Source organism: Pseudaeromonas aegiceratis (assembly GCF_046254905.1).
GTDB lineage: Bacteria > Pseudomonadota > Gammaproteobacteria > Enterobacterales > Aeromonadaceae > Pseudaeromonas > Pseudaeromonas aegiceratis.
Genome location: NZ_CP158016.1, coordinates 1,535,757 through 1,561,445, shown reverse-complemented (window position 1 = coordinate 1,561,445; position 25,689 = coordinate 1,535,757). Strand labels below are relative to the sequence as shown.

The window sequence follows — 25,689 nt, the reverse complement described above, 5'->3', positions numbered from 1 at the left end:
GGAGCCGCCATGAGCTTTGTTACCCTGCGTGGCCTGTGTAAACAGCTCCCCGACCGCCCCCTGTTCAGTAACCTCAATCTCAGCCTTCAGGAAGGGGAACTGGTCACCCTGCTGGGCCCCAGCGGCTGTGGCAAGAGCACACTGCTGCGCGCCCTGGCGGGCCTGACCCCCATAGACGGCGGCCAGATCCTGATGGCCGGCGAGGAGATCACCCACAGGGTGCCGCAACAGCGCCAGATCGGCATGGTGTTCCAGCACTACGCCCTGTTCCCCAACATGTCGGTGGCGGGCAACGTGGCCTTCGGCCTCAAGATGCAGGGGGTACCGGAGCCGGAGCGCCGCGAGCGGGTGATGCAGATGCTGGAGCGGGTGGAGTTGGCCGACAAGGCCGATGCCATGCCCGGCGAACTGTCCGGCGGTCAGCAGCAACGGGTGGCCCTGGCCCGGGCCCTGGTGGTCAAACCACGCCTCCTGCTACTAGATGAGCCCCTCTCGGCCCTGGATGCGCGCATTCGCCGCCACCTGCGCAGCCAGATCCGCGATCTGGTGCACAAGCTGGGGGTCACCACCGTCTTCGTCACCCACGATCAGGAGGAGGCTCTGCTGCTCTCCGATCGCATCGTGCTGATGCAGGACGGCCAGATAGTGCAGACCGGCACCGCCGAAGAGATCTACGCCCGCCCGGTGAACCGCTTTGCCGCCCGCTTCATCGGCCACTACAACCTGCTGGAGGCCGAGGCCGCCCAGCGCCTGCTGGGGCATCAGGGGCCAGGCTGCCTGGCCATCCGTCCCGAGTGCATCCAGCTGCAGCCCCAGGCCCAGGGCCCGGCCCGGGTGCTGGGCCACCAGCTGCTGGGCAACGTGGTGCGCTACCAGGTGCAGTGGCAGGATCAGCGGCTGGACGTGGACACCCTCAATCAGGGGGTGCAGGGGCTGCTGGAGCCTGGCACCCCGGTGGCGCTACAGTTTCAGACCGATCAGTTCCGGGAGGTGGCCTGATGGCGCTGGCGCTCTTCGATCTGGATGACACCTTGCTGGACGGCGACACCGCCAGCCTCTGGTTTGAGCACATGGTGGACCGGGGCTGGGCCGACGCGGCCATGGCCCGCCAGGAGCAGGCCCTGATGGCCCGCTACTATGCCGGCACCCTGGCCATGGAAGAGTACATGGCCTTCACCCTCAGCCCCCTGGCGGAGCGCAGCCTGACGGAAGTGGCCGCCGAGGTGGCACTCTGCCTCCAGGAGCGCATAGTGCCGCGCCTCTACCCCGAGGCCCAGGCGCTGCTGCAGCACTATCGCGCCCGGGGCGATCGCATCATCATCATCTCGGCCAGCGGCGAACACATAGTCCGGCCGGTGGCCCGCCATCTGGGGGTCAGCGAGGTGCTGGCCATCGAGCTGGAGCAGGTGGCGGATCGCTACACGGGCCGCACCCAGGGGGTGCTGACCTATCAAGGGGGCAAGGTGACGCGGTTGCGGCAATGGTTGGGGGAAGAGCTGGATCTGCTGGACAGCCACGGTTACAGCGACTCCATCAACGACCTGCCCCTGCTGGAGCTGGTGGAGTTCGCCCACGTGGTCAATCCGGGGGAGCGGCTGGCCAAGCTGGCGCTGGCCCGGGGCTGGGAGTCCCTGTTGTGGCGCCGCTAGGGCTGCGCGGGGGCAGCGACAGGCCCCCGCCCTAGGACTTAGGCGCCCGCAACGCCGCCATGGTCCCCATATACCGATCCAAAATGGCCTGGTAGCTGCCATCCTGTTTCATGGCCAGCAGGGCCTGGTTGAAGGCGCTGACCTGGGCCGGCGACACGCTCTTCTTGCTCAGCATGAAGGCCGCCGGTGCCTGATAGACCACCAGATCCGCCCGCTGGATCTGATTGGCCAGGCCTTGGTGATCGATGGCCCAGCGGGTGGCCAGGGTATCCCCCAGGAAGCCGTCCAGCCGGCCCTTTAGCAGCTTGGCGTAGTTCTGCTGTTCATCCTCCACCTCCTCCACGTTGGCATGGTGGCGCAGCCCCTGCATCTGGGGCCCATAGAAGAAGGACTTGGTCACCCCCAGGCGAAAACCGCTCTCGACGAGTAACTTGAGATCCGACTGCGGCAACTGGCTACCCTGACGCACCCACAGGTGGGCCGAGCTGGGATTGTAGGGCTCGGAGAAGGAGGCGATCCGGGCCCGCTCGTCGTTGTAGTACGCCTCCATGGCCACATCCGTGGTGCCCGCCTCCACCTCCAGCAGCACCCGCCGCCAGGGCCGCTCCTTGTATTGCAGCGCACAGCCCATGCGCTTGGCCACCCCCTCGAGCACCTCGATGGCAAAGCCGGCCATCTGGCCGTCGGCCTGGCGGTAGTGGTAGGGTGGCCACTGGTCATAGCCCACCGACAGGGGCCGTTCGCAGGCCGCGGCCGCCCCACCGAGCAGCAATAACCCGGCCCCCAGCAACTGGGCGACTCGGGCAAAGAACTGGCCGGCGTCGGGCCGGCGGCATGCAGATTTCATGTTGGATGACTCCTTGTCTTTATCAGGCACAGCCTGGCACCGTCTGGCGCCGTCGGGCATGCCAACGTTCATTCAGCCACAGGGCCAGGCTCATCAGCAGTGCCCCCAGCAACAGGCGCGGCACATCCGCCGCCTTGCCCCAGAGCAGCAAATTGACCACCAGACCCGCCGGGATCAACGCATTATTCATCACCGCCAGGGCGCCTGGGTTGACCAGTGTGGCGCCCTTGTTCCACCAGTAGTAGCCCAGCCCCGAGGCCACCAGGCCCAGCCACAGCAGTATGCCCCAGTGCAGCGGCGTCGACGGATAGCGGCTCCCCCCCAGCCACCACCAGGCCGGCAAGGCCACCAGCAGGGCCCCCAGGAAGAAGCAGGCAAACACGCTGTGCTGGGGCACGGGTCTGGGTTGGCGGGCCAGCAGCCACTTGTAGGCCACCTGGCCCACGGCAAAGCAGAGATTCGCCCCCTGCACCACCAAGAAGCCCACCAGGTACTGCTCGCTCAACCCGTCGTAACGGATGATGGCCGCCCCCAGCACCGCTAGCAGTGCGGAGACCAGATAGCCTGGGTTGAAACGGCCGGCCAGCAGATCGTGAAACAGTGTGATGTAAACGGGGGTAAAGATAGTGAAGATCAACACCTCCGGCACCGTCAGCAACAAGAAGGCGTGATAGTAGAAGACATACATGACACCCAGCTGAATGGCGCCGATGGCCATCAGCTGCCCCGCCAGCCGGAGGGTCAGGTGGCGCGGGCGCAACAGGGGGGCGAACACCAGGGTCGCCAGCAGGATGCGGGTCAGGACGGCAAAATAGGGATCCACCTGGCCCGACAGGTAGACGCCGATCAGGCTGAAGGAGAAGGCCCAGACCAGGGTGGTAATGGTCAGATAAATCATCAAGCTTTCCAACCGGTTAAAATGGCGACAGCATACACCCAGTGTGGCGCTGACACCATCAGGCCGCGGGCTGGGCCCGACAGGCGGCCAGGGCCAACAATATGTCCGGCGCCGTCTGCAGCCGGCGGATCTGGCCAAACAAGGTCTGGGCCTCGGGATAGGCCTCCCGCAGGTAGCTCAACCACTGCTTGATGCGGTTGGGGAAATAGCGTCCCTTGTCGCCCTTGACCTCGCGCCCGGCGTAATCGTGCATCAACGCCAACACCTGGGACCAGGGCAAAGGCGCCGCCTGCTGCCGGATCACGGCCCCCAGGTTGGGCACGTTCAGGGCACCCCGCCCCACCATGAGGGAGGTACACCCCGTCAGCGCCTGACAGCGCTGGGCATGCTCCCGGCTCCAGATCTCGCCGTTGGCGGTCACGGGAATGGGCAGGCGAGCACGGATCTCGCCAATCCGCGCCCAGTTGATCGCCTCGCTGCGATAGCCATCCTGCTTGGTGCGGCCATGAATGGCCAGCTCGTCGGCCCCCCCCTGCACCACCGCATCGGCGATCTCCTCGCACTCGCAGGCGCTGGCCCAGCCCAGACGGATCTTGGCGGACAGGGGCACCTCGGCCGGCAGGGCCTGGCGCATGGCCTTCAGGATGCGGTAGATAAGCTCTGGCTCCTTGAGCAGGGAGGCCCCGCCCTTGGACTGGTTGACGTGGCGAGCCGGGCAACCAAAGTTGACGTCGATACCCGGGGAGCCCAGCTGAGCGGCCAACACGGCATTCTCCGCCATCCATTCGGGGGACTGTCCCAGCAGCTGCACCCGCACTGGGGTACCGCTGGGGGTCTTGCCTCCATGTCTGAGCTCGGGGGCCAGCTTGTAGTAGGTGCGCGCCGGCAGCAGGGCATCCACCACCCGGACAAATTCGGTGACACACAGATCGTAGGGATTGATGGCCGTCAGCAATTCGCGCATCAGGGGATCCAATACCCCCTCCATGGGCGCCAGCACCAGACGATCACAGGTAAATGCAGTCATGACACCTCCACGACACAAGGCGGCGTAACTTATCACGGCCCCTTGCGCAGAAAAAGCATCCCCATGGCGTGACATCAGACCCGTTTTGCCGCAACCGGGCTTACCAAGCCCCTATGGGACCCCATACACTGGCCAGCAGGCCCCATACCGAGACAGGGATATCTTGGCATTACGCTGGTTTATTTTACTGGGCACCCTGGTGCCCATGCTGCTGCAGGCAGTGGACGTGTATCGCTGGCGGGATGCCCAGGGACAGGTGCACTACGCCCAGATGTTGCCCGCGAACCTGCCGGCGGGGACCCCGTTTGACAAGGTCAACCTGGCCGTCTCCCCACCCCCGCTACCCCAGCGGATGCCGGCCGGTGATCCGCTGAACCAGGCGATGCAGACCCAGGCCCCGGCCGCCGGCCAGCAGTGTGACGCCCGGCAGCAGGATGCCCGCCACTATGAGCTGCAGCGCGCTGGCGATCGGCTGGCACTGGGCCAACAGCAGTGCCAGCTGCGCTATCCCGGCGGCGACCAGTCCGAACAGCTAGACTTTCAACGCTGTCTGCACAGCCGTCGTTATCAATGGCAGCAAAGCCGCAGCGTCATCTTGCAGCGCTATCCCTGCTCCTAGGGCCGTTCCCGCCGGGACAAACTCCGGCGGCTCTGCTCTAATAGCACTTTTTCTTGCCAGGGGATCCCATGACCGCCGAACAGCTGATAGAACAGGCCTACGACTATTTCCTGCAACTGGCCGCCGATCACCTCAGTGCCGAGGATCTGGTGGACCTGACCCTGGAGTTCGAGGAGCGGGGCGCAGTCGAATCCGGACCGCCGGAGGCCAGCTGGAGCCAGGAGTTAGGGGTGCCGGTGGATGCCGATGCCTGGCAGGAGGTCTGGGTGGGACTGTTGGATCATCAGGAGGAGTTTTGCGTGCTGTACGCCAAGATCTTGGTGCCGCTGGATGGCCGGGCCCAACCCTGGCCTATCCGCTGGAAACCCAAGCCGTAGAGACAACCAAGGCCGCAGATCGCGGCCTTCTTTTTTCTCGCCTTTCTCGCCTCAGGCGCCGGCCCGTCGGCGGGCCAGGCAGCGGCGGCACAGGCACGGATCCCTGGCCGCCGGGGCCGCGTTCCCCGAGCCGGGCGGCAGGCTCATGCACCAGCAGCCTTCGGCCGGTTCGCCGGTCTTCATGGCACAGAAGCTCGGCTCCCCGCAGTCGGGACAGGCGTGGGTAGTCAGCCGCCCCGCCAGGGCGTCCATCACCTTGTTCCGCGCCGCCTCGGACAGCACGGACCAATTTGCTATCTCCTGCAGGGTGCGACCGCAGCCCCTGCAGAGATCCCCCACCAACTGGCACTGCTGGCGACAGGGGGAAATCGGCTTATTCATCCGCCGCTTGACCGGCCTCGGTCAGGCGAATGCCCTCGTCTTCGATGACGATCAGCCCCTGCTTGTACAGGCCGCCGATGGCCTTCTTAAACTGTCCCTTGCTGATGCCAAACAGGTTGGAGATAAGCTCGGGCGCGCTGGTGTCGCTCACCGGCAGAAAACCCTGCTGCTTTCGGAGCCGGGCCAGTATCTTGTCGCCCACCACCTCGCGGCCCGTCTCACCCGGCGCCTGCAAGCTCAGATCCAGCTTGCCATCCTCGCGCACCTGCTTGACGTAACCGGTCAGTCGGCGCCCCACCGGCAGGCGGGTGAACACCTCGTTGCGAAACAGCATGCCGGTGTAGTGCTCATCGACGATGGCCTTGAAGCCCATGGGGGTATGGGCCCCTATGATGAGACGCACCTTATCCCCGGCCAGGTAGGGCGGCAGATCGGTGCGCAAGAAGCGCTCCAGCTTACTGGTGGCCGCCACCCGCCCCTGTTCGTCCAGGAATAGTCGCACCAGGTAATGGCGCCCCACCTGCATGGTCTCGGCCTGCTCGCGGATCGGCACGAACAGATCCTTCTTCAACCCCCAGTCCAAAAAGGCGCCTATCTTGCTGGCACTCACCACCCGCAGGGCGGCGAATTCCCCCAGGCGCGCCAGGGGCGCCTCGCCACTGATCTCGGCCTCGCCATCCCCGTTCAAGTAGACGAAGACCGCCAAGGTCTGGCCGACCTCGGCCTCCTGGGGCACATGACGCCGGGGCAGAAACAGCTCGCCATAGTCCCCCACATCCAGCCAGGCGCCCTTGGCGTCCAACTCGACGATGGGAAGATGATTCATTTGGCCTAATTGCACCATGGGGAAACTCGCTCTAGCAGGGATGTCACAAAGGGGCGTCATAGTAGCCTGTCCACGCCGTCGGGCAAAGGGGCCGAGGGGAAAAAGGCCCCGTCACGGCGCCCCCGTCACCGGCCACGACGGTTCGCGCGGGATCCAGGATCCGGCCAAATTGTGCACAGGATCCCGGATCACACAACTGATTATTATTTGTGCGAACTTTTTGACAGGTCCCCTGTCTACTGAGATAACGGACCCACCTAACCGAAGGAGCAAGCCATGCAACGCATAGACTACTCAAGGATCAAAACGCAGGTTTTTGATGCCATGAACAATTGTGCCTCCCCTTACCAGGAAGCCAAGAGCCACTGCATCAACAAGGGATTTCCCTTTGGATTGCGGGAAGAAGAAATGGTCTCCCAGGCCATCCGTGAGTTTCACGGTTGGGATACCCACGAAAGCAGCCTGCTACGTTAGACCCTGCCAGATCACCGATCAGGTGTGTTCGTCCGCTCGCTTCGGTGACGGATAGCATCCAACAGAGGAGCCGCCGGCTCCTCTGTTGTTTTTAGCCGCCGGCGCCACGCTCGCTTTTCCCCGCTAACCAGTCCTGGGCAAACTGCGTCAGCTGGGGGAACAGCGCCAAAAAGTCCTGCTCCAATTCGGCATACTGCCACGGCAGCTCCTCCCCGGCCCCCAGCAAGGCCGCCTGCAAGCGGCTGCGTCGCCTCGCCAGATTATCCAGCGCCCAACCGACACTGGCCGCGTCGCCATAGGACTGCAGCCAGGCCTGGTCCCGCATCCTGGGCCAGAGCCCCTGCAGGCGCGCCGGCAATTGGTCATGGCGTTGTGCCAAGGCGAGATAGAAGTCCGCCAGGTAGGTCGTCAAGGGCACCGCAGAAAATCGCCCCCAGTGACACACCAGAAAATGGTCGTAGAACAAGTCCACCATGATGCCGGCCACCCGCCGACGAGCGGGGGTTATCCGGGCGCAGCTTTGCCGAAACAGGGGATGCCCATCGGTCTGCAGGTCGATCTGCCGATGCAGCGCCACCCCCAGCGCCAGATCCGGCGGCAAGCTGCCCGGCAAGGGGCCTTTGACAAAATCCCCCAGCAGGCCACCGATCTGGTTGGCCGGCTCAGGGCCAGCCAACAGCAGATGTGCCAAAAAATTCATCTCGTCTCCTCACCCTGGTCCAGAGCGATGCCAGCCGGTTTCCCTTGACCTGACGCCCCCCCTGGCTACACTGCCGGGCAATCGGCCCGCGCCACTATCAATACCACTATCAGCCGTATCAACTCTATCAAGGCCTGCCCATGACCCAGCCATCGCCCCAGACCTATCCTGCGCACCAGGCGCCTGTGTGCATCATAGGCGGCGGGCCGGCCGGCCTGTTTGCCGCCGAGATCATAAGTCAGCAGGGTTGGGCCGTCGATCTGTATGACCGCATGCCCTCGGTGGGCCGCAAGTTCCTGCAGGCCGGCCGTGGCGGGCTCAACCTCACCCACGGCGAGCCACAGGCGGACTTCTGCCGACGCTACTACGAGGCCAGCGACTGGATGACCCCGCAGCTGACGGCCTTCGGCGCCGACGCGCTGCGCCAATGGGCCCAGGGCTTAGGGGTTGACACCTTCGTCGGCAGTTCTGGCCGGGTGTTTCCCACCGACATGAAGGCCGCCCCCCTGCTGCGGGCCTGGCTGCAGCGCCTCAAGCAAGCCGGCGTGCGCTTCTACCCCCGCCATCGCTGGCAAGGCTGGGACGAGCGCGGCGCCCTGCGCTTCGACACCCCCGAAGGCCAGCTAGTCCGCACCGCCCAAGCCACCCTGCTGGCCCTGGGGGGCGGCAGCTGGCAGCGCCTGGGCTCGGACGGCAGCTGGCTGCCCTCCCTGGCGGCCGCCGGGGTGGCTGTGGCCCCCCTGCAACCGGCCAACTGCGGCTTCGACTGCGACTGGAGCGACCACTTCGCCCAGCGCTTCGCCGGCAGCCCCTTGAAGACGGTGGTGCTCTCCTGCGCCACCCCCACCGGCCCCCAGCACAAGCGGGGCGAGGCCATGATCACCGCCAGCGGCATCGAGGGCAGCCTGATCTATCCCTTCGTGCCCCTGCTGCGCCGCCAACTGACCGAACAGGGTCAGGCCAGGGTGTGGCTGGATCTGCTGCCGGATCGCAGCGAAGATCAGGTGCTCAGTGCCCTGAGCCAATCCCGGGGCAGCAAATCCCTGGCCAATCACCTGCGCAGCCGCCTCAAGCTTGATGGCGTCAAGGCCGGCTTGCTGCGCGAATGCCTGCCCGCCGACACCCTGCAGCAGATGCCGCTGCTGTCCAAGGCCATCAAGGCCCTGCCCCTGTCCCTAACCCGCACCCGGCCCATGGATGAGGCCATCAGCACCGCCGGCGGTATCTGCCTGTCGGAACTGGATGAAGGCCTGATGCTGCGCAACCATCCCGGCCTGTTTGCCGCCGGCGAGATGCTGGATTGGGAGGCGCCCACCGGTGGCTACCTGCTCACCGGCTGTTATGCCACCGGCCGTAGCGCCGCCCTGGGGATACTCCACTACCTGGCTCAGTAAGACAGAGAAAATCCGTCGAGATAGTGGGCTGACAATTTAAAAGCGATCGGTCTATAATTGTCGAATGACCACGACACCCACTCCCGTGCGACGCGGCCCAGGCCGCCCGCCCAAGTCGAATCAATCGCAGCAGCAGACCCGCGAGGCGCTGATCCGCGCCGGCCTGGCGGCCCTCACGGAATACGGCTTCTATGCCAGTGGCCTCGATGGCCTGCTCAAGGCCGCCGGGGTGCCAAAGGGTTCCTTCTATCATTACTTTGCCAGCAAGGAGGCCTTCGGCCTGGCGGTGCTCGACGCCTATGACCACTACTTTGCCCGCAAGCTCAAGCGCCATTTTGACAATCCGAGCCTGACGCCTCTGGCCCGTCTGCAGGCCTTCGTGGCGGATGCCAAGGCGGGTCTGGCGCGCCATGACTACCGTCGCGGTTGCCTGGTGGGCAACCTGGGCCAGGAGATAGGGGTACTGCCCCAGACCTATGCCCAGGCCCTGGAGTCCACCTTTGGCCACTGGCAGCGGCTGTTGGCCGATTGCCTGAGTGAAGCAGTGGTCGCCGGCGAGCTGCCTCCTCAGGCCGACTGTGTGGCCCTGGCCCAGGTGTTCTGGCTGGGCTGGGAGGGCGCCGTGATGCGGGCCCGCCTGGTCAAGGGCACGGCACCGCTGGATAGCTTTGTTGCCTTTTACCTTGCCGGGCTACCTCGCCCGGCGCAGATCCAGAACTGACAGATACCAAACCGATGGTTACTTTTACTTCCAATGCGTCCCAGTCTAAGGAGCAGCTCATGTTCAATGCCATCCAGATCCACAACGACGAAGCCGGTTACCGCACCGAGCTGACCCAAGTTGACCCGACTCAGCTGCCCGAAGGGGATGTGCAGGTGGCGGTGGAGTACAGCGGTCTCAACTACAAGGACGCCCTGGCCATCACGGGCAAGGGCAAGATCGCCCGCCGCTTCCCCATGGTACCGGGCATCGATCTGGCCGGTACCGTCACCGCCACCTCCCACGCCGAGTTTGCCGTGGGGGACAAGGTGCTGCTCAACGGCTGGGGCGTGGGGGAAAGCCACTGGGGCGGTCTGGCCCAGCAGGCGCGCCTCAAGGGTGACTGGCTCATCCCGCTGCCGGAAACCTTCACGGCCCGCCAGGCCATGGCCATCGGCACCGCCGGCTACACCGCCATGCTCTGCGTCATGGCCCTGGAGAAACACGGCATTCGTCCCGACAGCGGCCCCGTGCTGGTGACGGGGGCCGGCGGCGGCGTGGGCTCGGTGGCCATCGCATTGCTGGCCGAGCTGGGTTATGAGGTCCATGCCGCCACCGGCCGCCCTCAGGAGGCTGACTACCTGCTGGGCCTGGGAGCCAAGGAAATCGTCACCCGGGAGAGCCTGAGCCAGCCCGGCGCCCCCCTGGCCAAGGCCCGCTGGGCCGGCGCCGTGGATACGGTGGGCAGCCACACCCTGGCCAATGTCTGCGCCGCGTTGCACTACAACGGCGTGGTGGCAGCCTGTGGCCTGGCCCAGGGCATGGACTTCCCCGCCAGCGTGGCCCCCTTCATCCTGCGGGGCATCACACTGGCGGGCATCGACAGCGTGATGCGGCCCAAGCAAGATCGGCAGGCGGCCTGGGCGCGGCTGGCGGAGGATCTGAGTCTGGCCAAGCTGGACGCCATGACCCAGGAGATCTCCCTGGCCGAGGCGATCCCCGCCGCCGAGCGGCTGCTGGCTGGCCAGATCCGCGGTCGTCTGGTGGTGGACGTCAACCGCTAGGCGCAAGACGGTGGCAGAGCGGCGCCCCATGGGCGATACTCTGCCACCTTGTCCGGCAACCGCAGAGTCAGTGCAGACCGTGAATCAGCCCCAGCCCAGCTTCTACTTCCACGACTACGAAACCTTTGGTGTTCATCCGGGACGAGATAGACCATCGCAGTTTGCCGGCATCCGCACCGATGCCGAGCTCAATATCATCGGCGAGCCCCTGGTGATCTACTGCCAGCTGGCGCCGGATTACCTGCCCGAGCCCGAGGCCTGTCTCATCACCGGCATCACGCCGCAGAAGGTGAACCAGCTTGGGGTGAGCGAGTCCGCCTTCATCCAGGCCATTCACCGGGAATTCTCGGTGCCCCAGACCTGCATCCTGGGCTACAACAACCTGCGCTTCGACGACGAGGTGACCCGCTACACCCTGTACCGCAACCTGATGGACCCATACGGATATAGCTGGCAGCAAGGCAACTCCCGCTGGGATCTGCTGGATCTGGTGCGGGCCTGCTATGCCCTGCGCCCCGAGGGCATCAACTGGGTGTATGACGACGAGGGTAAGCCCAGCTTCAAGCTCGAACGCCTCACCGCCGCCAATGGCCTCGCCCACGAGCATGCCCACGATGCCTTAAGCGACGTGCTGGCCACCATAGCCCTGGCCAAGCTCATCCGTCAGGCCCAGCCCCGGCTGTTCGACTACCTGTTTGACCTGCGTAGCAAACACAAGGTCAAGGCGCTCATCGACCTCATCAGCATGAAGCCCCTGGTGCATGTCTCCGGTATGTTCCCTGCCACCCAGGGCTGTGTCAGCTGGGTGGCGCCGGTGGCCTGGCACCCCAGCAATGCCAACGCCGTGATCGTGGTGGATCTCAATCAGGACATCAGCCCGCTGGTGGCGCTGGATGCCGAGCAGATCTGCGAGCGGCTCTACACCCCCAGGGCGGAGCTGGGGGAGCTGGCCCCCATCGGCATCAAGCTGGTGCACATCAACAAGTGCCCCGTGCTGGCGCCGGCGGCGAGCCTCAGCGAGTCCCGGGCCGATGAGCTGGGGCTGGATCGGGCACGCTGCCGCCAGAGTCTGGACACCCTGCGCCGCCACCCCGAGATCCGGGAGAAGCTGCTGGCGGTATATGGCATGGAGCGGGAGTTCAGCGAGAGCCAGGACGTGGATCTGCAGCTGTATCGCGGCTTCTTGGGGGATGCGGACAAGGCCACCCTGGCGCTCATTCTGGCCACCCCACCGGAGCAGTTGGGCAGCCACCCCTACGCCTTCAACGATCCCCGCCTGCCGGAGCTGCTGTTTCGCTACCGCGCCCGCAACTTCCCCCAGACCCTGAACGACGAGGAGCTGACCCGCTGGCGTCGCCACTGCAGCAGTAGGCTCGAAGGCCAAGCCGACGGCTTCGTGTTGAAGCTGGAGACCCTGCTGGAGCAACACCAGCAGCAGCCGGAAAAAATCGCCATCATCAAGGCCCTGGCTCGCTATCTCAGCGAGCTCTAAGGTGTCGCAGCCATAAAACAGACGGGGCGCCAAGGCGCCCCGTTTTTCTTGTGTCATGGCCCGCCGGCGTTACAGCCAGCGGATCATGTCGTCGTTGCGTTGGCCGGCCGGGTACTCGAAGCCCCCCAGGCGGCGAAAGCCCGCCCCCAGATAGAAGCGCACCGCCCGCTGGTTCTGCATCTGCACCCCCCCCATCAGTATGATGGCCTGCTGGCCCAGGGCGCGGCACAGATCCACACCAAAATGCAGCATCTGCTTGCCATAGCCCCGGCTCTGATGGCCCTCGGCCACCACGGGCGCCAAACTGGCCGCCGGCACCTCGTCCAGATCCAGGCTGTAGCGCAGGAAGCGCTCCAGCTCGTAGTCGGCCAGGGTCATGCGCAGCACCAGATAGGCCAGGAAGTGACCGTCCGGCGCCACCATCACCAGGTGCAGCGACTGATGGGGATCCAGGTTGGCACACAGGGCATGGGCGGTGGCCCCATCCAGCGGATGGGGACCGAACTGCTTACGACTGGTCTCGCTCAGGCCGGTGAGCAACGCGGTCAGCGCCGGACCATCCTGGGGGCGCAGGGGGCGAATGAGGCACGCCTGGCCTTGCTCGTCGGTAAACCAACGCTCGGCACCCGGGTGATAGGTGATATCGGCAAAGCTCAGTCTGTTCATCTAACCTCTCCGCGGCTCCCAGATCAGGCCTGCCCTGCGGGCTGGACCGACCTGCGTATAAGAGGCAAGAGGCTAGCGATTTTGTGCCGCGAATCAACCATTTTTTGCCATTCGCCTGACCCGGGTCGGCAAAAAAAGCCGGCCCCGAGCCACTTTGGTGATCCGGCTCTCGTCAGCGTTCGCCGGCCAGGCTGTCGGCAAAGGCCCGCATCTGGACCAGCTCCCGCTTGAGCTGGCTGGAGAGTACCGGGAAGCGGCGGTAGGTCTTGGGATCGGCGCTGTCGGACTCGATGTGGAAGCTCACCGCGATCCGCTCCCGTTTCCACTGGTTGCGGCAGTAGAGTCCATAGTAGCGTTCGATCCAGGCTGCCAGCTGGCCGACGCCGTGGGCCTGCATGCTGGGGGTGCGCAGCAGGATCTGCAACACCCCCTTGGGGGTCACGTGGCGGGTCTGGGAGATGCGCCTGATGGTGTCCAGCACCACGAAGGGCATCAGATCCCCCTCGTCGGTCTGCTCCACCGGCCGCAGCTCGGCGGTGGGGGCCTGATGGACTATGGCCTCCATGGCCGGCAGGCGCAGCCTGTCGAGCCCCAGGGCCTGCCCATCCTGCAGCGGTATGCCCTGCTCCAGTATGTAGCGGTTGATCTCCAGCACCCGGGACTTGCTGATCCCGCCGATGGGGGACAAGACCCCAGAGGTGTCGCCGTCCATGGTGCAGTAGCCGACGCTGGCCTCCGACAGGTTGGAGGTGGCGATGAGCAGCTTGTTGTAACGGTTGGCCAGCAGCCAGACCCCAGGCGCCCGCACCCGGGCCTGGATGTTCTGCAGCGCCAGATCGTCCCGTTGCCAGTTGAGAGGATCGTCCGGCGTCAGATCGTTGATGAGTTTCAGATAGCCCGCCACCAGCTCGCTGATGGACCAGTCGTAATGGGCCGCCCCCACCGCCGCCGCCAACCCTGCGGCGGCACTGCGGGTGACGGAGCCGCTAAAGTCCGACCCCTGGTAGACGGTGCACAGCACCTGGGGCATCACCGCCTGGTGGAGCCAGTCCAGCTGGGATTGGCCTGCCGCCCGGGCCGGCAGCTGGATGCGCCCCCGGGCCAGGGTGGCGGCATAGGCGGCCTCCCCCAGGCTCAGCAGCGCCTGCACCTGGGCAAAGTAGACCAGGGCGCCGCACAGGGCCGAATCGGCGCCACCGGAGAGGCTCAGGGCGTAGCCGCCGGTGTAGGTCTTGCGCTGCCAGTCCCACAGCCCCAAGGCCACGGCGCGGCAGGCCACCTCGTGGGCATCCTCCACCGCCACCTGACAAGCTTGGCTCAGGGGCTGCAGATGGCGTTCAGGCGCCCAGGCAAACTCCACCTGGTGGATGCCGTCGGCATCGTCACAGGCCGGTTGCATGGCCTGGGAGCTCAGCAGCCGCTGGGCGCGGTTCACAGCCAGATCCACACAGGCGCTGTGCACCTGCCAGGGGGCGAAGCTCAACCGGTCGGTGGCCAGCACCAGCTCGCCATTGCTGGCGATCATGGCATCGCCGTCATACACGGCACGCCCCGCCTCGCAGCCCAGCAGGTTGGTGTAGGCGTAGACGGCGCCACAGGCCCGGGAGCCTTCCAGCACGAAGTGGCGGCGGGCCTGCTGCTTGCCCAGGGCGAAGTGGCTGGCGGAGGGGTTGAGTATCACGTCCACCTGCCGCTCATAGAGCTTGCGCCCCGGCCGAGCCGCCACCCAGGAGTCTTCGCAGATCTCAAAGCCCAGGCGCACGCCCTGCACGTCGAACACCAGATCCCCCACCGGCACGCGCTGGCCCGCCAGGGTCAGCTGCACCACCTGCCCGGCGGGCCAGGGGGTGAACCAGCGCGGCTCATAGTGGATGCCGTTGCGGGCCAGGTGCTGCTTGCACACCACCCCCAGGATGCGGTTGCTGGCCAACAGGGCCACGGCGTTGTAGAGCTGGCCACCGGAGATGAGCAGCGGGAAGCCCACCGCCACCAGCATCTGTGCCGGCACGCTGCGGCTCAGGGTCAGCAGATCCTCCGGCACCCCCTCGAGCCAGTCGGCGGCGAAGAACATGTCCTCACAGCCGTAACCGGTGAGCGACAGCTCGGGCATCAGCAGCAGATCGGCCTGCTGCGCCTTGGCCTCGGCGATGGCCTCGCGCATCAGGCTCAGGTTGCCGTCGATATCCAGGGGGGTGGTGTTGATACAGGCGGTAGCCAGTGTCAGGGTATGGCGCATAGTCTTCCTCGATTACCGGCCTGCCAGATTGGCCAGTACTGTGTCCCGTGTGCTGGCCGATACGGCAAACACGTCCATGAGATTGTTCAAAAAATCCAGATCCCGACACAGGGTCTTGCCCGGCGAGTCGGAGATCTTGGCCACCGGCTGACCCCCCAGGCGCACCAGCTTCATCACCATGTTGAGGGGCCGGTTGACGGCAAAGTCCCCCATCAGCCAGGTGCCGATGCCAAAGGAGAGTTTCACCCGGCCCTGGAAGTGACAATAGATGGCCACGGCGCGGGCAAAGTCCAGCCCGTCGGAGAACACCAGCGTCTTGCCGGCGGCGTCCACGTCCAGCTCCGCCAGCCGCGCCAGGATCTTCTCTCCCCAGGCGATGGGGTCGCCGCTGTCGTGGCGGAAGCCGTCGTAGCGCTGGGCCAGGGTGCGGTCCAGATCCCGGCAGAAGGCATCCACGCCGATGACGTCGGTGAGGGCCACCCCCAGCACGCCGTGGTATTCACGGATCCAGTTCTCCAGCGCCGCCTTCTGGCTCTCTTCCAACCGGTAGCCCAGCCCCTGGTGGGTCTGCAGCCACTCGTGGGCCATGGTGCCCACGCAGGGCAGGCCGAACCGGCGGGCCAGATGGGGGTTGCTGGTGCCGACGAAGTGCTCCGGCAACGCCTCCGCCAGCCGCGCCACCACCCGCTCCTGAGCGGCGAAGCTGAAGCGCCGGCGGGTACCAAAGTCCGAGAAGCGAAAACCGCTCAGGTCGTGCTGGCGCGCCAGCTGTTTGAGCTGGACTATCTTGGCGTCGGTGGCGGCCAGGATCTGGGCCTCGTCCAGGTTCGGATAGCAGGCGCGGTTGCGCACCTCGCTCAGGGTAGCCAGCACCGGGATCTCCAGGGGCGAAACCAGCAACTGGGGGCCGGTGGCGCGGATCAGCAGCCGTCCGCCCCGGGCAGACAGCTGCAGCCGCTGGGGATCGAAGCGGTAGTTGCGTAAGAAGGCCAGGTAGTCGTCGGACAGGTAAGGGGCCTGGGCCTTGAGCCAAACGGCCTCGTCCTCGGTCAGACCCAGGGCCGCCAGATCCTGCAGGTGGCGGCGCAGGGCTGGCAGGTAAGGGGTGAGATCCTCGTCACTGCGACAGTGAAAGGCCCACTCCCCCTCGGCCTGAGGTAGCTGATGCAGGTAGGCCTGCTGCATGGTCAGCTTGTAAAAATCGGTGTCGATGAGACTCTGGATACAGGGGTGATCCGACATGCCGGCTCCCGGATATAAAAACGGGACCGGGCGGTCCCTGATGGGCAGAGAATACCATGATCCTGGCCGACGGGGCGACCTTGCCGCCGGGCTTCACTTTCCAGTACCCTGAGCGGCCACAGGAGACCATATGCACGACTGCCATCCCCAGCCCGCCACCCAGCTCCCCCAGGGGCAAACCATCGCCGTCATGGGCTCGGCCTTCAACCCGCCGACCCTGGGACACGCCGACGTCATCGCCCAGCTGGACGCCGTGGCCGATGCCATCTGGCTGGTGCCGGCCTTCGCCCACGCCTGGGGCAAGGCCATGGCCCCCTATGGCGATCGTTGCGCCATGCTGGACGCCTTTGTGGCCGATCTGCACAACCCCAAGGTGAGCGTGCAGGCGGTGGAACAAGACATAGCCGGTGACGGCCCCGTCTACAGCATCGATCTGCTGGACTACCTGGAGCGACACAAGCCCGCCAACAGCTGCCTGCTGCTGGTGCTGGGGCCGGACAACCAGGCCGCCTTCGATCAGTTTCACCGCGCGGCCGACATTCAGTCCCGCTGGGCCTGTTTCTTCGCCCAGGAACGGCTGGCGGTGCGCAGCACGGCCCTGCGGGCCGCCCTGCTGGCCGGCGAGTCCATCGACGGCTTCACCACCCCGGGGGTGGCCCGCTATCTGGCGGACCACTCCCTCTACAGGGCGGGTTAGTCCACCAGCACCCGGGCGTTGATGGCCTGCAAGGGCCGATTGTTGGGATGGCCCATCACGGCGGCAAAACGGGCGATCTGCGCCTTGGAGGCCTGGATGGGTTGCTTTAACACCAGCCAGCGCACCCCTTCGGAGCAAGGCGGCGTGGTCAAGGAGCCGGCAAAGCGGTAGTAATCCCGGGTCTTGGGCAACAGATCCGCCACATTCACCGGAGTCGCCAGCACCTGATGCTCCCCGGCCTGCTGCGGCATGGCCGCCCACAGGGTATCCAGCAGCGGGTTGGCCGCCCCCTCCTCCACCATCAGCCCCAGCACCGCCAGGTTGCCCTGGTCGTCGGCATGTACCAGGTGGATCTCCATGGGATATTGGTGGCCGTCGATGTAGTTCTCGCTGGGAGCATGGAAGTGGAACTGCTTGAGCATAAAATCAGCCGAATCGAGGTGCATCTGGCTGCCGGCGGCATAGTTCACCTGCACCGTATGGCCGTTGTTGAGGATCTCGTTACCGCCGGCCTGATAGGCGGGCGCCAGGGGGGACAGGCTGGTGGCATAGGCGCCGTGGATGTCGATGGGCGTCTGATGCTTGCCGCTGGCACACAGGGCAAACTCCGGCGCCAAGGCGCCCCAGTGTTCCGGCCCCTGAGCACCGGCGTAACCCCAGTGAATATCCGCTTGAGCCAACAGACTGCCGCTAAACAGCAGGGGAAGCAGGGCAAGGCAGGTTTGCTTGGTCATGGTCTGTACATCCTTGATGAGTGTGATGAGGGTCACGTGAAAAACGGCTGGAAATCTAGCGCGCCGGCTGTCACCAATTCTTGAGCGGCGTCAATCAGACCCCAAATTCACTGGGCCGCCGGCTTGTTCAACGGCGAGGCTTTGCCTAAGGTGAGGCCTTTGCCGTGGCAACAGGAGTCCCGCCATGAAAGCCGCCGTCATTGGTACCAACTGGGGAAGAGTTCATGTAGGCGCCTTGCGCCAGGCCGGCTGCGAGGTCACCACCTTGCTGGCCCACGATGCCGAACTGGTGGCCCGCATCGCCGCCGAGGAAGCCATCCCCTGCCACGGCACGGATCCCGCCCTGCTGGCGGGGGCCGAGCTGGTGACCATCGCCACCCCCACCGACAGCCATCTGGGCTACCTGCGGGATCTCACCAATCCCTATGTGCTGTGTGAAAAACCCCTGGGGCTGATGCCGGGCAATCAGGCCGAGTTTACCGCCCTGCCCCGGGCCGGCCGCTTCATCAGCTACCCCTTTCCCTTTTTGGACGGTGCCCAGGCCATCGCCCAGCGGGTACGCGCCGGCAAACTGGGTCCCCTGACCCGGGCCACCCTGGTGGTGGGGGTAAACCTGCCCTATGCCAAGACCCCGGTGGAGTGGTTTCTGGAGGATGTGGTGCACCCCTTCTCCCTGATCTTCTGCCTGTTCGAGCGCTTCGAATGGCTGGGGGTGCGCTTTGCCGGCGGCAACAACCTGACGGTGCAGATGCGGGTGGACGATGCCCTGCTGGACATCATGCTGTGTGACTGGCCCAAGCCGGGCTTGCACTTTGACCTCACCCTGGTGGGCCAGCAGGACAGCTGTCAGCTGCGGGGCGGTTTTCGTCCCAGCCGCGGCTGGTGGATGGAGCCCCTGATGGTGGACGATCAGCCGGTGACCGCCGGCGAGCCCGCCGAGCAGCAGATCTGGCTGCGGGCCAATCAGCGAGTGGTGGCCACCCTGTGCGCGCACCTGCGCGGCGAACTGACCCTGGAGCAGGCCCAAACGGCAGGCCTGTACGATCTGGAGCGGGCCTACCAGATGGAGTCCCTGTTCCTGCCCCTGTGGCTGGCCGGCGCCCAACAGCAGGCCAAGAGCCAGGTGAGCGACGCGCCCTTTAGCTGGACCTGCAGCTAGCGGAACCTGAGCTCAGCGGCGCGGGGCCTGCCAGCGTCCCGCCTCGGCGCGGTAGCAGACCAGCCCCGGCTCCCGGGAGCTTTGCAGCACCAGCCCCAGCCGCTCGCACAGGGCGCGGCTGGGCTCGTTGTCACTATGGGTGTGCACCTCCAGCCGCTGCAGTCCCATCTCTTCGAGCCCCTGAGCGATGAGGTAGCTCACCACCGCCGTCATGATGCCCCGCCCCCGGTAGGGAGTCGCCAGCCAGTAGCCGATACGCCCCCGCCCCAGGCTGCGCACCAGGCCGTTGAAGCCCGCCAGCCCCACCAGCTCCCCCTGCCAGCAGACCCCCAACAGCAGGGCACGCTGTTGGGCAAACTGCAGCTGCGCCTCCTGGATATAGCGCTCACAGGCGGCAAGCGAGTCCAGCTCCGCCACCCAGGGCAACCAGGTGGTCAGGCTGGCGCCGTCCGCCTGACACAGGGTCAGCAGCTGGGCAGCATGCTCCCCCCTCAAGAAGTGCAGGCTGAGGGAATCGTTCAGGGTATGGATCAACATGGGCGCCTCCGTGGCACAGGATCATAGTGACGGACGGCGCCGGGCTCAAGGGGCGGGGGGCGTCTCGTCCCGGGCGGCGCGGATCTGCTTGCGCAGCCGCAACAGCCCGAGCCGGTAGGTCTCCCCGTCGCCATACTCGAAGAAGTGCGGATAGCGCTCATGGGCCGCCAGGATGCGCCGGGCGTGCTTGATGGGACACCAGTACTGCTCGGTGCGGGCGGCTATCTCGCGAAAGTAACCCGCCAGGCCGTTGCCGTAGGAGCAGTAGCCACAGTTGATCTTCTCGATGAGGTTCAGGTAGGGCAGATCCTGTCGATCGAACACCATGAACTCGCTGCGCTTCACCTTGGGGATGCCGTACACGGGAAAGCAGATCGCCTGGTAGAGCCACAAGAAGCCATCCAGCAACAGCATGGGGAAGATACCGGCATAGATCACCGGGGCCGTCAGCATGGCCAGCCAGGACGCCCGCCGCAGGTAACGGGCCAACCCCAGCTTGAAGCGGCGCTGCTGACTGGCCACCTCGGCGCTGAAGCGCACCCGCTTCTGCTCTATGATGACGTGAAAGCGCTCGCGATTGAGGTGAAACTCCTGCTCCATCTCCTCCTGCAACACACGGATCTTGGCAATCAGTTCATCCAGACGGTCAGCCATGGCCTCTACTCCTTTGTCGCGGGCGCTGGGATTGTGGTTCACGCGGGGCTACTTGCAGTATAGTCAGGCCTGCCTTTGCCTATTTTCAAGGAACCGATATGGTCAGCTGGCTTCTCGCCGTCGCCCTCTCTGCCGCCACGGCCAATCCCTGGGCCAGCCAGCAGTTTCCCGCCCCTGGCCACCCCGATGCCATCGGCACCTACACCGCCGGCTGCCTGCAAGGGGCCGTGCCCCTGCCGGAGACCGGCACCGGCTATCAGCTGCTGCGACCCAGCCACAGACGCTTCTACGGCCACCCCGTGCTCATCGCCTACCTGCAGCAACTGGCCCGGCGCAGCCACACGGTCGGCCTGCCGGATCTGCTGATAGGCGATCTGGCCATGCCCAAGGGCGGCCCCTTCACCAGCGGCCACAAGAGCCATCAAAGCGGTCTGGATGCCGACGTCTGGTTTCGCTTCGCCCCCTCGGTGCTGAGCCGCGCCCAGCGGGAGGCGGCCACCCCGTTGGATCTGGTGGACGGCCAGCGCAATCGGGTCAACCGCCAGTTTTCACCCCAGCACCTGCGCCTGCTGCAGCTGGCCGCCGAGGACGCCCGGGTGGAGCGCATCTTCGTCAATCCCGCCATCAAGCTCGCCGCCTGTCAGGCGCTGCAGGGCAAGCCCCATGGCTGGCTCGCCAAGCTGCGCCCCTGGTTTGGCCACAGCGCCCACATGCATGTGCGCCTGCGCTGCCCCGCCGGCAACGACTGCCAGCCCCAGGCACCGGTGCCCGCCGGGGACGGCTGCGGCGAGGAGCTGCTCTCCTGGTTTGAGCCGCCCAAGCCGGCCTCGGGCACGGCCACGGTCAAGGCCCCTAGCCCCCAACCGGCCCAGTGCCGGGCCCTGCTGACCCCCTGAGGTGGGCCAGCCCACCGCCGCTATCGGGCCTGCACTCGGGCGCCGGCACTGGTACACTGGCCGCTGCCGTTTTGTGATCGGGGCCGTCTTGTGTCTGTCTTTGCCCGCTTAGCCTGGTTCTTCCGCGCCCAATGGCGCCGCTATCTGACCGCCATCGCCCTGCTGCTGGTGGTGGCCCTGCTGCAGCTGCTGCCGCCGCGCCTGGTGGGTAGCCTCATCGATCGCACCCTGGCCGAACCCGGCAGCCTGCCGAGCCAGTGGCCCTGGCTGGCCGCCCTGGCGGGCATTGGCCTGCTCATCTACCTGCTGCGCATCGGCTGGCGGCTGCAGCTCTACGGCGCCGCCTATTATCTGGCCTGCCAGCTGCGGCAGCGGTTGTTCGCCCAGTTTCTGCGCTTGCCGTTGAGCCGCCTGGGGGAAGACGGCACCGGCGATCTGATGGCCCGGGCCACCAACGATGTCCAGGCGGTGGAACAGACCGCCGGGGACGGCGTGCTCACCCTGGTGGATGGCCTGCTCATGGGCACCCTGGTGCTGGTGGTGCTGTTCCAGCAATATCCCGCCTGGCTGGTCCTCTTGGCCCTGGCCCCCCTGCCCCTGATGGCCTGGCTGCTCAGCCGCTTCGGCCGCCGGCTGCACGGCCGCTTCGGTCAGGCCCAGGCGGCCTTCGGTCAGCTGAACAATCAGTGCCAGGAGGCCCTGACCGGCATCCGGGTGGTGAAATCCTATGCGGTGGAGCCCCTGACCGAGCGCCAGTTTGCCCGCCACAACCGCCAGGCGGTGGACGCCAACCTGGCGGTGGCGCAGATCGAGGCGCGCTTCGAGCCCGTGATCTACCTGTGCATCGGCGGCGCCTACTTGCTGGCCATCGGCGGCGGCGGTGTCATGGTGGCCCAGGGCAGCCTGACCGTCGGCCAGCTCACCAGCTTCTCCCTCTATCTGGGCCAGCTGATCTGGCCCATGTTCGCCCTGGCCTGGCTGCTGAACATCATCCAGAAGGGCAGCGCCGCCTACGGGCGCATCGAATCCCTGCTGGCCCTGCCGCCAGCCCTGTCGGCGGAGGCCAAGCCCCTGCCCCTGCCGGTCGGGCGCAGGCTGCAGCTGGTGATCCGGCGCCATGGCCCGGCAGACGCCCCCTGGCTGCAGGACATCAATGCCACACTGCAGCCGGGCCAGATGCTGGGGCTGGTCGGCCGCTCCGGCGCCGGCAAGAGCACCCTGCTGCGTCTGCTGCTGCGCTTCGAGGATCCCAGCGATGGCCAGCTGACCCTGGACGCGGTACCGGTCAGCCGGCTGGACGAGGCCCAGTGGCGCGATCAACTGGCCTATGTGCCCCAGGAACCCTTCCTGTTCTCCACCTCCATCGCCGACAACCTGGCACTGGGCAAGCCCAGCGCCAGCCAGGCCGAGCTGGAGGCCGCCGCTCGCCTGGCCTGCATCCACGATGAGATACTGGCCTTCCCCGACGGCTACGCCACCCTTGTGGGGGAACGGGGCATCACCCTCTCCGGCGGCCAGAAACAGCGCCTGTGCCTGGCTCGCGCCCTGCTGCGCCAGGCCCCCATACTGGTGCTGGACGATGCCCTGAGCGCCGTGGATACCCAGACCGAGCAGGCCATCCTCGGCCAGCTGCGCCAGGCCTGTGCGGACCGGCTGCTGGTGGTCACCAGCCATAGGTTGTGTGCGGTGCAGGGGGCCGATGAGATACTGGTGCTGGAGCAGGGCCGCATACGCGCCCGGGGCCGGCATAGCGAGCTGCTGGCCAGCCTGCCCTGGTACCACCAGTTGTGGGAGTACCAGTCCCTGCAGGCCGATCTGGGGCTGGTGGAGGAGACAGCCCTATGAAGGTGACCCTGCGCCGTCTGCTGGCCTATGCCCTGCCCCACTGGCGCCTGTTGCTGCGGGCCTTCGCCCTGCTGCTGCTGGCCACCCTGGCGGAGGTGATGGGGCCCCTGCTCATCCAGTATTTTGTCGATGACTACCTGCTCAAGCCGCCGCTGTTGTTGGCGCCGGCCCTGCAGCTGGGCGCCCTCTATGTCGGGCTGCAGCTGGTGTGCGCCTGGGCCAGCTACCGCCAGGCCTTGGGCTTTAACCAGGTGGCCCAGACCCTGGTGGCCCAGGTGCGACAGACCCTGTTCGCCACCACCTTGCGGCTGCCCAGCAGCTGGCTGGATCACAGCCGCACCGGCCAGCTGATCTCCACCCTCACCAATGACACCGAGGCCCTGAAGACCCTCTACCTGCAGGTCATAGGTCGCACCCTGCAGAAGGTGATGCTGCTGCTGGGGATACTGGCGGCCATGGCCTGGCTGGATGCTCGGCTGGCCCTGCTGGCCGGCGGCCTGCTGCTGGCGACCCTGGGGATCATGTTCTGCTACCACAGATCCAGCCTGCCCCTGGTGCGCACCAGCCGGCAGCTGCTGGCGGAGATCAACGGTCAGCTCAACGAATCCCTGCAGGGCATGGCGGTGGTGCGGGCCTTTAACCGGGCACGGCAATCCCTGGCGAGCCTGGATGACCTCAACGAGCGCCAGCGCCAGGCGCGGATGAAAGAGCTGCGCTTAAACGGCCTGCTGCTGCGACCCCTGATCGAGCTGCTCAAGCTGCTGGTGATCGTCGGCCTGCTGGCCGCCTTCGCCAGCCCGGGCCCCCACCCCTTGCAGGTGGGGCTCATCTACGCCTTCCTGAGTTACCTGGGCCGCATGATCGAACCCCTCAACGAGCTGGCCAACCAGGTGGGTCAACTGCAGCAGGCCCTGGTGGCCGGGGAACGGGTGTTCGCCCTGCTGGATGCCCCGCAGGAGCGACAGAGCGGCCGCCCCAGCCAGCTGCAGGGCGCCGTGCGGTTTGACGACGTGAGTTTTGCCTACCCGCCCCAGGAAAAGCCGGTGCTGCAGAACATCAATCTCACGCTGGCGCCGGGCCAGATGCTGGCCCTGGTGGGCCACACCGGCAGCGGCAAGAGCAGCCTCATCAGCCTGCTGCTGGGCCTGTACAGCCCGCAGCAGGGGCGGATCTGGCTGGATGAGGCGCCACTGGATGAGCTGGATCTGGGCCAGGTGCGCCAGCAGATCGGCTTGGTTCAGCAGGATCCCTTCATCTTTGCCGGCAGCCTGGCGGACAACATCCGCCTGGGACGGCAACTGGATGAAGCCAGCCTGTTGCAGGCGCTCGACTGGGTACAGCTGCCGGCGCTGCTCAAACGCCCGGCCCAGGCCTGCCTGAACCTGGTATTGCAGGAGGGGGGACGCAACCTCTCCGCCGGCCAGCGCCAGCTGCTCTCCCTGGCCCGGGCCCTGGCCGGCCAGCCCAAGCTGCTGATCTTGGACGAGGCCACCGCCAGCGTGGATGCCGACACGGAACAGCTGCTGCAACGGGCCCTGAGTCGGTTGCGGGGCCAGCATACTCTCATCGTCATCGCCCACCGCCTCTCCACCGTGGTGGCCGCCGACCAGATACTGGTGCTGAGCCAGGGGCGCATTCAGGAACAGGGCAACCATGCCAGCCTGCTGGCCCAGGGGGGACACTATGCCCACCTCTGCCGCCTGCAGCAGCAACTGCAAGTTCACCGGAGTACACCATGACCACCATCACCACGTTTTGCGGTCACTGCGGCCGCCTCAACCGTCTCCCCACCGATCGCCTGAGCCAGCAGCCACGCTGCGGCCACTGCCAGCAGATGCTGTTCGCCGGCCAGCCGCTGGCGGCCACGGCGGACAACTTCGATCGCCTGATAGGCTCGGATCTGCCGGTACTGGTGGACTTCTGGGCCAGCTGGTGCGGTCCCTGTCAGCAGTTTGCCCCCCTGTTCGAGGCCCTGGCCCGGGAGCAGGAGCCCCGCCTGCGCTGCGTCAAACTCGACACCGAGGCCCAGCCCCAGGTGGCCAGCCGCTATGCCATCCGCTCCATCCCTACTCTGATGCTGTTTCGCCAGGGCAAGCTGCTGGGCCAGATGCAGGGCGCCCTGCCCAAGGGCGTCCTGCTGCAGTGGCTGGAGAGCCAGCTGCAACAGGCATGAAAAAACCCCGCGGCTGCGGGGTTTCTTCAAGGTATGGACAACGCGGGGGCATCACACCGCAGGGCCGGCTCGGTGCCAGTAGACGAACACCGGACGCCCGCGCATCACCCGACCTTATTCGCGCCAGAACGGCTTGTGGGTCTCGTTGTAACGGTCACCTTCGGTCAGGCCGATATCCCGCAGCAGATAGGGCGGCAACTCGGCCAGCTCCCGGCGGCTGCGGACCCGTTCGTACCAGGTGGTCAGCATGGACATCAGACCGGTTTGGGTGACCTGTGCGACATGAGAAACGGTATGGGTAGCCATGATGGGTCTCCTCTTGGTGTTGCGCTAACTATAGGCCCGGCCCCCCGGGGTCACAATTGACCATTTTTGCCGTTTCGAATTAGAAAAAATAATCTT

Annotated in this window: 28 protein-coding genes; 15 read left to right on the top strand and 13 right to left on the bottom strand. The window is 66.0% G+C overall.

Going from position 1 to position 25,689, the window contains the following annotated elements; all coding sequences use genetic code 11:
* The first annotated feature begins 9 nt into the window (after window positions 1–9).
* Window positions 10–999, top strand: coding sequence for an ABC transporter ATP-binding protein (locus tag ABHF91_RS07410; protein ID WP_409422816.1), 990 nt, complete (start codon window positions 10–12; stop codon window positions 997–999).
* On the top strand, window positions 999–1,649 hold the full coding sequence (locus ABHF91_RS07405; protein WP_409422815.1) for an HAD family hydrolase: 651 nt from the start codon (window positions 999–1,001) through the stop codon (window positions 1,647–1,649). Before ABHF91_RS07410 ends, ABHF91_RS07405 begins: the two co-directional genes overlap by 1 nt.
* A gap of 31 nt (window positions 1,650–1,680) precedes the next feature.
* Here ABHF91_RS07405 and ABHF91_RS07400 read toward each other — a convergent pair whose 3' ends face one another.
* The 3 genes from ABHF91_RS07400 to dusC are packed head-to-tail and all read right to left on the bottom strand — an operon-like array spanning window position 1,681 to window position 4,421.
* Window positions 1,681–2,496, bottom strand: a complete 816-nt coding sequence (locus ABHF91_RS07400; protein ID WP_409422814.1) for a substrate-binding periplasmic protein — start codon at window positions 2,494–2,496, stop codon at window positions 1,681–1,683.
* 22 nt (window positions 2,497–2,518) lie between these two features.
* Window positions 2,519–3,394 (bottom strand): carboxylate/amino acid/amine transporter, encoded by an 876-nt coding sequence (locus ABHF91_RS07395; protein ID WP_409422813.1) that lies wholly within the window; start codon window positions 3,392–3,394, stop codon window positions 2,519–2,521.
* A 58-nt stretch (window positions 3,395–3,452) separates the two neighbouring features.
* Window positions 3,453–4,421 (bottom strand): tRNA dihydrouridine(16) synthase DusC, encoded by a 969-nt coding sequence (gene dusC, locus ABHF91_RS07390; protein ID WP_409422812.1) that lies wholly within the window; start codon window positions 4,419–4,421, stop codon window positions 3,453–3,455.
* 163 nt (window positions 4,422–4,584) lie between these two features.
* On the opposite strand from dusC, the gene ABHF91_RS07385 reads away from it, so the two are divergent.
* Window positions 4,585–5,040: a DUF4124 domain-containing protein gene (locus ABHF91_RS07385; RefSeq protein ID WP_409422811.1), complete on the top strand. Its 456-nt coding sequence runs from the start codon at window positions 4,585–4,587 to the stop codon at window positions 5,038–5,040.
* Window positions 5,041–5,108: 68 nt separating this feature from the next.
* A complete protein-coding gene (locus ABHF91_RS07380) occupies window positions 5,109–5,417 on the top strand; it encodes an HI1450 family dsDNA-mimic protein (protein ID WP_409422810.1) in 309 nt (102 codons plus the stop codon).
* A gap of 51 nt (window positions 5,418–5,468) precedes the next feature.
* Here ABHF91_RS07380 and ABHF91_RS07375 read toward each other — a convergent pair whose 3' ends face one another.
* Together ABHF91_RS07375 and ABHF91_RS07370 are read right to left on the bottom strand one after the other, a co-directional pair.
* Entirely contained in the window at window positions 5,469–5,798 is a 330-nt protein-coding gene (locus ABHF91_RS07375; protein WP_409422809.1) for a DUF1289 domain-containing protein, read from the bottom strand.
* Window positions 5,791–6,624 carry a S1 RNA-binding domain-containing protein gene (locus tag ABHF91_RS07370; protein WP_409422808.1) on the bottom strand — a complete coding sequence of 278 codons (834 nt, stop codon included), beginning with the start codon at window positions 6,622–6,624 and terminating at the stop codon, window positions 5,791–5,793. Before ABHF91_RS07370 ends, ABHF91_RS07375 begins: the two co-directional genes overlap by 8 nt.
* Window positions 6,625–6,900: 276 nt before the next feature.
* Between ABHF91_RS07370 and ABHF91_RS07365 the strand changes: the two genes are divergently transcribed.
* Window positions 6,901–7,098, top strand: a complete 198-nt coding sequence (locus ABHF91_RS07365; protein WP_409422807.1) for a hypothetical protein — start codon at window positions 6,901–6,903, stop codon at window positions 7,096–7,098.
* A 91-nt stretch (window positions 7,099–7,189) separates the two neighbouring features.
* Here ABHF91_RS07365 and ABHF91_RS07360 read toward each other — a convergent pair whose 3' ends face one another.
* Entirely contained in the window at window positions 7,190–7,798 is a 609-nt protein-coding gene (locus ABHF91_RS07360; RefSeq protein WP_409422806.1) for an ACP phosphodiesterase, read from the bottom strand.
* Window positions 7,799–7,938: 140 nt separating this feature from the next.
* Between ABHF91_RS07360 and ABHF91_RS07355 the strand changes: the two genes are divergently transcribed.
* The 4 genes from ABHF91_RS07355 (at window position 7,939) to sbcB (ending at window position 12,448) form a co-directional block, all read left to right on the top strand.
* Window positions 7,939–9,192: a TIGR03862 family flavoprotein gene (locus ABHF91_RS07355; protein ID WP_409422805.1), complete on the top strand. Its 1,254-nt coding sequence runs from the start codon at window positions 7,939–7,941 to the stop codon at window positions 9,190–9,192.
* 85 nt (window positions 9,193–9,277) lie between these two features.
* The gene (locus ABHF91_RS07350; RefSeq protein ID WP_409422804.1) at window positions 9,278–9,913 is read left to right on the top strand and encodes a TetR/AcrR family transcriptional regulator; all 636 of its coding nucleotides are present in this window, start codon (window positions 9,278–9,280) and stop codon (window positions 9,911–9,913) included.
* A gap of 59 nt (window positions 9,914–9,972) precedes the next feature.
* Window positions 9,973–10,956 carry an MDR family oxidoreductase gene (locus tag ABHF91_RS07345; RefSeq protein ID WP_409422803.1) on the top strand — a complete coding sequence of 328 codons (984 nt, stop codon included), beginning with the start codon at window positions 9,973–9,975 and terminating at the stop codon, window positions 10,954–10,956.
* Window positions 10,957–11,026: 70 nt separating this feature from the next.
* Window positions 11,027–12,448 (top strand): exodeoxyribonuclease I, encoded by a 1,422-nt coding sequence (gene sbcB, locus ABHF91_RS07340; protein ID WP_409422802.1) that lies wholly within the window; start codon window positions 11,027–11,029, stop codon window positions 12,446–12,448.
* Window positions 12,449–12,517: 69 nt separating this feature from the next.
* Here the strand turns inward: sbcB and ABHF91_RS07335 are convergent, their stop codons facing one another.
* The 3 genes from ABHF91_RS07335 to pncB all read right to left on the bottom strand — a co-directional run bounded on the left by ABHF91_RS07335 (window position 12,518) and on the right by pncB (window position 16,592).
* Entirely contained in the window at window positions 12,518–13,114 is a 597-nt protein-coding gene (locus ABHF91_RS07335; RefSeq protein ID WP_409422801.1) for a GNAT family N-acetyltransferase, read from the bottom strand.
* 172 nt (window positions 13,115–13,286) lie between these two features.
* Window positions 13,287–15,350, bottom strand: a complete 2,064-nt coding sequence (gene nadE / locus ABHF91_RS07330; RefSeq protein WP_409422800.1) for an NAD(+) synthase — start codon at window positions 15,348–15,350, stop codon at window positions 13,287–13,289.
* A gap of 12 nt (window positions 15,351–15,362) precedes the next feature.
* A complete protein-coding gene (gene pncB, locus ABHF91_RS07325; protein WP_409422799.1) occupies window positions 15,363–16,592 on the bottom strand; it encodes a nicotinate phosphoribosyltransferase in 1,230 nt (409 codons plus the stop codon).
* A 130-nt stretch (window positions 16,593–16,722) separates the two neighbouring features.
* Between pncB and ABHF91_RS07320 the strand changes: the two genes are divergently transcribed.
* On the top strand, window positions 16,723–17,289 hold the full coding sequence (locus ABHF91_RS07320) for a nicotinate-nicotinamide nucleotide adenylyltransferase (protein ID WP_409422798.1): 567 nt from the start codon (window positions 16,723–16,725) through the stop codon (window positions 17,287–17,289).
* On the opposite strand, the gene ABHF91_RS07315 is transcribed toward ABHF91_RS07320, so the two are convergent.
* Complete coding sequence (locus tag ABHF91_RS07315; protein WP_409422797.1) at window positions 17,286–18,023, bottom strand: carbonic anhydrase; 738 nt, start codon at window positions 18,021–18,023, stop codon at window positions 17,286–17,288. The two genes, ABHF91_RS07320 and ABHF91_RS07315, sit on opposite strands and share 4 nt — an antisense overlap.
* Before the next feature lie 184 nt (window positions 18,024–18,207).
* On the opposite strand from ABHF91_RS07315, the gene ABHF91_RS07310 reads away from it, so the two are divergent.
* Window positions 18,208–19,182, top strand: a complete 975-nt coding sequence (locus ABHF91_RS07310; protein WP_409422796.1) for a Gfo/Idh/MocA family protein — start codon at window positions 18,208–18,210, stop codon at window positions 19,180–19,182.
* Window positions 19,183–19,194: 12 nt separating this feature from the next.
* On the opposite strand, the gene ABHF91_RS07305 is transcribed toward ABHF91_RS07310, so the two are convergent.
* Window positions 19,195–19,719, bottom strand: coding sequence for a GNAT family N-acetyltransferase (locus ABHF91_RS07305; protein WP_409422795.1), 525 nt, complete (start codon window positions 19,717–19,719; stop codon window positions 19,195–19,197).
* Between the two features lie 45 nt (window positions 19,720–19,764).
* Window positions 19,765–20,373 carry a hypothetical protein gene (locus tag ABHF91_RS07300; protein ID WP_409422794.1) on the bottom strand — a complete coding sequence of 203 codons (609 nt, stop codon included), beginning with the start codon at window positions 20,371–20,373 and terminating at the stop codon, window positions 19,765–19,767.
* Between the two features lie 98 nt (window positions 20,374–20,471).
* Between ABHF91_RS07300 and mepA the strand changes: the two genes are divergently transcribed.
* The 4 genes from mepA (at window position 20,472) to trxC (ending at window position 25,287) form a co-directional block, all read left to right on the top strand.
* On the top strand, window positions 20,472–21,269 hold the full coding sequence (gene mepA, locus ABHF91_RS07295) for a penicillin-insensitive murein endopeptidase (protein ID WP_409422793.1): 798 nt from the start codon (window positions 20,472–20,474) through the stop codon (window positions 21,267–21,269).
* 90 nt (window positions 21,270–21,359) lie between these two features.
* The gene (locus ABHF91_RS07290; protein ID WP_409422792.1) at window positions 21,360–23,114 is read left to right on the top strand and encodes an ATP-binding cassette domain-containing protein; all 1,755 of its coding nucleotides are present in this window, start codon (window positions 21,360–21,362) and stop codon (window positions 23,112–23,114) included.
* Complete coding sequence (locus ABHF91_RS07285; protein WP_409422791.1) at window positions 23,111–24,853, top strand: ATP-binding cassette domain-containing protein; 1,743 nt, start codon at window positions 23,111–23,113, stop codon at window positions 24,851–24,853. The genes ABHF91_RS07290 and ABHF91_RS07285 overlap by 4 nt, the downstream gene beginning before the upstream one ends.
* Window positions 24,850–25,287, top strand: a complete 438-nt coding sequence (trxC, locus tag ABHF91_RS07280; protein ID WP_409422790.1) for a thioredoxin TrxC — start codon at window positions 24,850–24,852, stop codon at window positions 25,285–25,287. Before ABHF91_RS07285 ends, trxC begins: the two co-directional genes overlap by 4 nt.
* Window positions 25,288–25,401: 114 nt before the next feature.
* Here the strand turns inward: trxC and ABHF91_RS07275 are convergent, their stop codons facing one another.
* A complete protein-coding gene (locus ABHF91_RS07275) occupies window positions 25,402–25,593 on the bottom strand; it encodes a DUF1127 domain-containing protein (protein ID WP_409422789.1) in 192 nt (63 codons plus the stop codon).
* Window positions 25,594–25,689: the final 96 nt, after the last annotated feature.